This window comes from Paenibacillus sp. N119s (assembly GCF_059447605.1).
Window position 1 is genome coordinate 1 of the sequence record NZ_JCAJRU010000250.1, and the last position, 7,040, is coordinate 7,040.

9 protein-coding genes are annotated in these 7,040 nt (G+C 46.3%); 4 read left to right on the top strand and 5 right to left on the bottom strand.

What is annotated here, in order from left to right; translation table 11 throughout:
- The 3 genes from AC5V8P_RS21645 to AC5V8P_RS21655 form a co-directional block, all read right to left on the bottom strand.
- A partial coding sequence (locus tag AC5V8P_RS21645; RefSeq protein ID WP_495473850.1) for an ABC transporter substrate-binding protein occupies positions 1 to 775 on the bottom strand: 775 nt, incomplete at its 3' end.
- A 207-nt stretch (positions 776 to 982) separates the two neighbouring features.
- Positions 983 to 1,711, bottom strand: a complete 729-nt coding sequence (locus tag AC5V8P_RS21650) for a response regulator (protein ID WP_064795814.1) — start codon at positions 1,709 to 1,711, stop codon at positions 983 to 985.
- Positions 1,704 to 3,359, bottom strand: a complete 1,656-nt coding sequence (locus tag AC5V8P_RS21655) for a sensor histidine kinase (protein WP_231116756.1) — start codon at positions 3,357 to 3,359, stop codon at positions 1,704 to 1,706. The genes AC5V8P_RS21650 and AC5V8P_RS21655 overlap by 8 nt, the downstream gene beginning before the upstream one ends.
- A 181-nt stretch (positions 3,360 to 3,540) precedes the next feature.
- On the opposite strand from AC5V8P_RS21655, the gene AC5V8P_RS21660 reads away from it, so the two are divergent.
- Both AC5V8P_RS21660 and AC5V8P_RS21665 read left to right on the top strand, forming a co-directional pair.
- On the top strand, positions 3,541 to 3,834 hold the full coding sequence (locus AC5V8P_RS21660) for a putative quinol monooxygenase (protein ID WP_064795816.1): 294 nt from the start codon (positions 3,541 to 3,543) through the stop codon (positions 3,832 to 3,834).
- Positions 3,835 to 3,879: 45 nt separating this feature from the next.
- Positions 3,880 to 4,704, top strand: coding sequence for an aldo/keto reductase (locus tag AC5V8P_RS21665; protein ID WP_064795817.1), 825 nt, complete (start codon positions 3,880 to 3,882; stop codon positions 4,702 to 4,704).
- 90 nt (positions 4,705 to 4,794) lie between these two features.
- Here AC5V8P_RS21665 and AC5V8P_RS21670 read toward each other — a convergent pair whose 3' ends face one another.
- Positions 4,795 to 5,448, bottom strand: a complete 654-nt coding sequence (locus AC5V8P_RS21670) for an SdpI family protein (RefSeq protein ID WP_064795818.1) — start codon at positions 5,446 to 5,448, stop codon at positions 4,795 to 4,797.
- Positions 5,445 to 5,756, bottom strand: a complete 312-nt coding sequence (locus AC5V8P_RS21675; RefSeq protein ID WP_063209762.1) for an autorepressor SdpR family transcription factor — start codon at positions 5,754 to 5,756, stop codon at positions 5,445 to 5,447. The genes AC5V8P_RS21670 and AC5V8P_RS21675 overlap by 4 nt, the downstream gene beginning before the upstream one ends.
- A 212-nt stretch (positions 5,757 to 5,968) precedes the next feature.
- Between AC5V8P_RS21675 and AC5V8P_RS21680 the strand changes: the two genes are divergently transcribed.
- Entirely contained in the window at positions 5,969 to 6,580 is a 612-nt protein-coding gene (locus tag AC5V8P_RS21680) for an alpha/beta hydrolase (RefSeq protein ID WP_064795819.1), read from the top strand.
- 73 nt (positions 6,581 to 6,653) lie between these two features.
- Positions 6,654 to 6,878: a small acid-soluble spore protein Tlp gene (gene tlp / locus AC5V8P_RS21685; protein WP_013369497.1), complete on the top strand. Its 225-nt coding sequence runs from the start codon at positions 6,654 to 6,656 to the stop codon at positions 6,876 to 6,878.
- Positions 6,879 to 7,040: the final 162 nt, after the last annotated feature.

A 7,040-nucleotide genomic window follows, 5' to 3' on the forward strand; every position in this document is an offset into this window, starting at 1 on the left:
AGAAGATCACATCGGGATCAGCTTGTGCAATTTGCTCCAGTGTCAGCTTGACTGTGGGCTCGCTTGTATTTTGAAGGGCGTTGTGGATACCTGCTTGCTCCAGCAGTTGTCCATCAAAAGATGATGCACCGTGAGCCGATAGTGAATCAGAACGGAACACCCCGAGCAATACGCTGCGGGACTCACCAGCTTGAACGCTTTTTTTCAGCTTGGCCATGGTAGCTTTATGTGCAGCTAGAATTTGCTCGCCTTTTTCCTTCTCACCCAACGCATCAGCAATAACGCTGAAGGATGCCAGGTTTTGCTCATAAGAGGAATTGCGGCTCTTTAGAACAATGGTCGGAGCAATTTCGCTTAGTTCTTTATATATGCTTTTATGACGGTTCAGATCAGCAATAATCAAATCAGGCTTCAGGGAGCTGATCGTTTCCAGGTTCGGCTGTTTGCGTGTACCCACAGGTGTGAAGTCGATTTTTTTGCCAAGCAGTCCATCGATATCATCATCATTTTCCTGAGCAATGCCGACAGGTGTGATGCCCAGTTGAGTAGTGGCATCGACAAAAGAGAACTCCAGCGTTACGATTCTTTTGGGTTTACCTGTAACTTGGGTTTCTCCCATCTCATGTTTAATGATTCGAGTGTCGCCTGTGGCTTGAGGGGCTGCTGCGTTATTATTTTGTGACTGGCCCCCACATCCCGCCGTTATGACGGTCAGAAGTACCAGGATCACCGCAAGCAGCATGCCTGTGCGTAATATCTGTTTCGGTGTTGCCATATGTTGTCCCCCGTTCCAAATATGCTTACCAGAGAAACTGATAATCATTATCAATTAACTAACTGTTGACCATTCTAGCAACCGGGAAGAGGGACGTAAATAATGTGATCATTTAAACCATTTTAGCCTATTAAATGAATTAAGTTCATAAAAGTCACAAGCAACGAGGAGCGCGGAAGGGACAGACCTGGCAGCGAAATTTGGGGATTATGCATTTTCCTGCCGTCTGCGATAGATACGCTCCGGTCTGCCGACGGTTCCGTACACCTGATCGTGGTGAGCGTCGCCATTTTCCACTAAATACTCCAGATACCTTCTGGCTGTAGATCGGCTCATACCTAGCTCAATTCCCACAGTCCCCGTAGTTACCTCACCTCGTCGATTCAGAAGCTCAAGCACCTTTTCGCAGGTTACTTTATCAATCCCTTTGGCCCATAGTTCTCCGGCCCCGTTACCCGCTAACCGACCAGTGCCTGCGCTTTGAAGCAGACGGTCAATTTCCGATTGCTCCACCGTGGATTGTTCCGCTTGCCATGTTGTGACTTGGCGTCGAAAACGGGCATACTCCTCTAAAGTCGCACGCAATCTCTCGAATACGAGCGGCTTTACGATAAAATCAAATACGCCTGCGCGCACCGCTTGTACCACCGTTTCAGCCTCCTTGGCGGCGGTCAGCATAATGACATCTGTCCCCGGATAGTGCTGTTTGATGAACGAAAGCAGGGTTAGACCATTCGTATCAGGAAAATAAACATCCAGCACAGCTAAAGACGGTCGCAATACATCTAGTTGAAGCTTTGCCTCAAATTCGTTCGTTGCTATTGCACATACGGTGAACCCGTCCACCTTTTCAATAAATCGTCGGTTTATCTCCGCAATTCGCGGATCATCTTCAATAATAAGAACCTCAATGTCCGATAATACCTGCTCATTCATGGACGTAACCTCCTGTTGCATTATTGCTTCTCGTGTCTGTCCTATTTAAAGGAATGTATACTTCAAAAATGCTACCACCACCAGGGCGTTCCTGTATTTTTATGGAGCCACTCATTCGTTCGGTGTACTCCTGCACGAGAGCAAGGCCATATCCGTGTCCTGCCTCTGCTTTGGTTGATGCGCCCTTAACGAACAGTTTTTCCTGGATATCTTCCGAAATACCCGCACCATTATCCGCAACTTCGACGATGATCGCTTCAGTCATTTCTTCAAGCCGGAACCAGACTTGTCCGTCAGATTTGGAGCCTGTTATAACAGCTTCCATGGCATTATCCAGCAGATTTCCGGCAATGGTAGCAAGGAGCGACCATTCCAACGTAGCAGACGGAGTTGAAAATGCTCCTTTAATATATGAATGGAGTACAACCCCTTGTTCCAACGCCTGTTTTTTCTTGCCGATCAGCAGGCTGGCGATGATGGAATCGGCTGAAAGAGAAGAGGAAACGGAACGATGCATACGATAATCCTCCGACTCTTGAGTAATAAAGTCCACGGCTTCGTCATAACACTCCAACTGAATCAGCCCGGATATGAGATACAGCCGATTGGTATATTCGTGTGTTTGTGATCGCAGCACATCCGCATAATCCTTGACCTCCGTCAACTGCCGTGTCATGCGAAGCAGCTCTGTTTTGTCGCGCAGACTGGCAACGGTGCCCAACCTTCGTCCGAATCGATCCTTGATCGGTACACGGCTGACGACTACGACTCGTTGTTGTATCTCAATTTCCTCATTGAATACGTTCTGTTCCTGATCAGGCTTCTTGCTTGGATTTTCCTCGATAATATCTGCAATAAGTATATCTGCCAGTTGATCTGCGGTATCCGCCATGTGACGAAGCTCGTATCCATAGAGGCTGGTTTCCGGGGGGAGGCCCAGCAAACGGACGGCTTGTGGATTGGCAAGTGTGACTTGCCCATTGCTATTAACCGCGATAATCCCTTCGCCTATGGATTCGAGAATGGCTTGCTTTTCCTGATACAAACGTCCAATCTCCACCGGTTCCAGCCCATGCAGTTCGTGCCGTACCCGTCGCGCTATGACCAGACTTCCTACGATGCCGATCATCAATGCACCTACCATGAACCACAACCAGGTATATGTGTATGTACGAATATTTTGCACGACATCTGTCATCAAGAAACCTACAGAAACGAGTCCGATGGCTCGGCCTTGTTTATCATAGACTGCGGTTTTAGCTCGCAGTGACGGTCCGAGAGAGCCGGTAGACTGTGTTATAGAGGACTGCCCTTGCAGCACTTTATTATTTAGCGGGTCCATCATAGGCTGTCCGATTCTTTCCGGGTTAACATGCCATTGACGAATGAGATGACGATCTGCAATCGTAATAAAATCAGCACCGCTACTGGCTTGGACGGGCTTCACTGCCTCGTTGATCCGCGCACGTAATTGCGTTGTGTCCGTCTGTTCTAGGGCTTCCCTGACCTGTGCATCTACCGCAAGCGTATTGGCCACGGTTAGCGCCCTTTTCCCAATCTCTTCGTACAAGGCGGAGGTAATCATATAGCGCAAAGATAATCCCAACAGTCCGGTGACGACCAGCACTAAAAGGGATATAAAAACCATTAATTTTGTCTGAAAACGCACATGCCTTCACCGCCATTAAACAAAATATAGGAGCAGCGGATCAGCCGATCAACTCCCCAATACCATTCATTTTACTGTATTCCAGAAACAGCCGCACTTTTAATCTATCGAAAGAATGGTCTATAATAGAATAGTTACATAATGTGAGGAGGAAAATATTGTGATTATTATTCATGCTGATATGAAGGTTTTACCTGAAAAAAGAGAGGCTTTTCTACAACAAACCCAAGGATTGATCAGCGCATCACAAGCTGAAGAGGGCAATGTACGCTATACGTTAATGCAGGATCTGAATGATCCCAATGCATTTACGATGGTGGAAGAGTGGAAGGATGCTGCTGCTGTAGATTTCCATAACAATTCTACCCATTTCCAGGCATTTGTTGCTGCAGCGAAAGAACTGTTGGCTGCTCCGCTTGAAGTGAATGCTTTTCAGGATGCGACTAAACTGTAGTCATCCTGTTGGATCATTTATAACTAGGAATAGGAGGAGATAGACATGGGGAACATTGCGGATACAGCTTTACTAAATAACGGAGTTCAGATGCCTTGGCTTGGTTTTGGTACGTACAAGGCGGAAGGTAATGAGGTCTACGAAGCAGTCAAAACAGCCATTGAGGTCGGTTACCGTCACATTGATACGGCGGCGATCTACGGCAATGAGGAACTGGTCGGACAAGCCATTCGTGACAGTGGAGCGGCCAGAGAAAATCTGTTTGTGACCACTAAGCTTTGGAATCAAGATCAGGGCTACGATTCAACACTGCGTGCCTTCGAAGAAAGCCGCAAACGGCTGGGTCTGGACATTATTGATCTGTATCTCATTCATTGGCCTGGCAAGGACAAGTACAAGGAAACTTGGAAGGCATTCGAGCGGCTGTATGAAGAAGGAAGCGTACGCGCAATTGGAGTGAGCAACTTCCAAATCCACCATCTCGAAGACCTCCTCAAAGACAGCAACACTATGCCTGTCATCAATCAGGTAGAGCTTCACCCGCGTCTGACACAGCAAGAGCTGCATCAATACTGCCGGGAGCACCAGATTCAACTTGAGTCGTGGAGTCCATTGATGAAGGGGAAATTAACCGAGCAGGCAGATATCGTTGAGATTGCTGCCAAATACGGCAAAACGACTTCTCAGGTTATTTTGCGTTGGCATCTGGATCGGGGGATTGTAACGATTCCCAAATCGGTAACCGCGCATCGTATCCGCGAAAATGCCGATTTGTTCGATTTTGAACTGACGGCTGAGGATATTGACCGAATCAATGGTCTTCATCTGGATGAACGTGTAGGCACCCATCCCGATAAACTGTTGTTTTAAATAAATATTCACTTGTACAAAGAACCTCCCATCCTGCGTTTACCGCGGTTTGGGAGGTTCCTTTTTTTAGGTCAGATTTGCTTTGTCTAATTATTTGTATAGCTTACGATACAACAAGAAAGAATAGAGTACAGGAGCGATAACGGATATGATCAGTACGGTTAGGAAAATGACTACCCCCGCCATTCCACCGACCCACGCTGCCACCAACGCTGAAGCACCGCCGAGCATCATCATAGGCCCGCCGAAACGGTGCGTTTTACGCCATACCTCAGGATTAGACAGAGTCCACGGGGTGCGGATACCGAAGGTATAGTTCGGCTGTACCTGAGTCATATAATTCCCCATCACCATCAGCATCAGACCGATTAACCCTAAAATTATAGCATTCATTTGCAGTTGTATATTCAGGTTATACAGCAGCATTCCCCATCCAGCTACAGCGAGAACTACAGAAACACCTGCACGCGTAACTTCATAAGCTTTTGAAAATTTCTCATAATTAGCTCTGTTGGGGTCCATGTGGCGTGCCAATCGAATGACCAGCGGAACCAGACCCAATAGCACGAGCATAATAATAGAACCACTTTTGCTCGTATACCCGTCTGCTGTATTGTTAAAGTTAATATGCGTGACTAGAACATTGGGAAGGCGGTCGTACAGCAGTATAGCGCCTATGGCGGGTGATAAGGCAATCAAAGTTGTCAAAAGATCCATCAAGCTCCAAGGTGTTCGCAATTTCATTCAGATTCCTCCGCATCCTTAATAGGTTTTCCACTTTTCTTCGCAGGGGGATCGGAGTGGGCGATACTAAACATCCAACCGATCACATCCGCCACAACCGTTGTATGCAGGGTGTAGATAATGTTTTGCCCCTGTCGTTCATCCAGCACCAGCCCAGCTTGTTTCAGGATATTGAGATGGTGGGAGATGCTGGGTTTGCTAATTTGAAAATGTTCAGCTACTTCGCCTGCGCTCATGCTTTTTTCCTTTAAAAGCTGCAAGATTGTACGCCGGGTCGGATCAGCCAAAGCTTTAAAGGCATCATTCAAAATACATTTCCTCCTTTAGATATTTAGATAATATTCTAAATATCTAACACCATAGTAAAATAGAGCTATACTACATGTCAATGGATCAAGACATCATTTTAGAAAAAATGAACGAGGTCAATTATGTTTGTATAAAGCAATGAAATGGGCTATAATCAAATTATACAAAAATAAGATTCTTAATTTAGAATTAATTAGAGGAGGGAATAGATATGAAACACGTCTTTCGGAAAGGAAATGATCCGCAAGCCCCGGTTATTTTGCTGTTGCATGGTACCGGCGGGAATGAACAAGATTTGCTACCCTTGGCTGATATGGTAGCACCGGGAGCGTCTGTGCTCGGCGTGAGAGGGAATGTATTGGAAAATGGGATGCCGCGCTTCTTTCGCCGTTTGGCAGAGGGTGTGTTCGACATTGAGGATCTCGTATTTCGTACCAAAGAACTAAGCGAATTTGTGGATTCAGCAGCAGAGCAATACGAGTTTGACCGTAACAATGTGGTGGCTCTGGGTTATTCCAATGGAGCGAACATAGCGGCTAGTATGCTCTTTCATGATGCCAAAGCGCTGCGTGGGGCCATTCTCCATCATGCCATGGTGCCATTGCGAGGGCTGCAACTACCGAATTTGAATGGTGTCCCTGTATTTTTGTCTTCAGGTGAAAATGACCCGATTGTTCCAGCTGCGGAATCGCGGGAGCTGCAAGCTTTGCTGGAAGGGGCCGGGGCGCAGGTGGAAGCCTATTGGGAACGCAATGGTCATCAATTGACCCGTACGGAAGCCGAAGCAGCCGGCCAGTGGTTTAGAAAGCATTTTAATGTATAAAACAACTCGATAACGATCAAGCTACGGTTTAGCGCTCTAGTGAGCGATTCTAAGATTAGGAGGCGTCAAACCGATGGCAAAACCGGATAATCGAGCAGATAATGTGGAGCATTTGCAACAAAATATTCAGAATACATTGCAGAATCTTCATGAGGCCGAAGGATACCTAAATGAATTCTCCTCTGAAATCAGCAATGAGGAGCGTAAGCAAATCGAAGAAAAAAATAATCGCCGTAAACAAAGTATTAGATCATTTCGCGAAGAAGTGAAAGACGAAGCAGCACATTCGCAAGAATAGTTAAAAGCAGCGCGGCCCGACTCCGTGTTTCAATGGAGTCGGGTCGTTTTTTTATACAGAAATGATCATAATCCCACTCAATTTATTTTCCCCCTATAATGCATTGAGATCTGTTTTACACAAAAACGAATTTTTTTTGAATAATGTTGTTGTAAACTAATT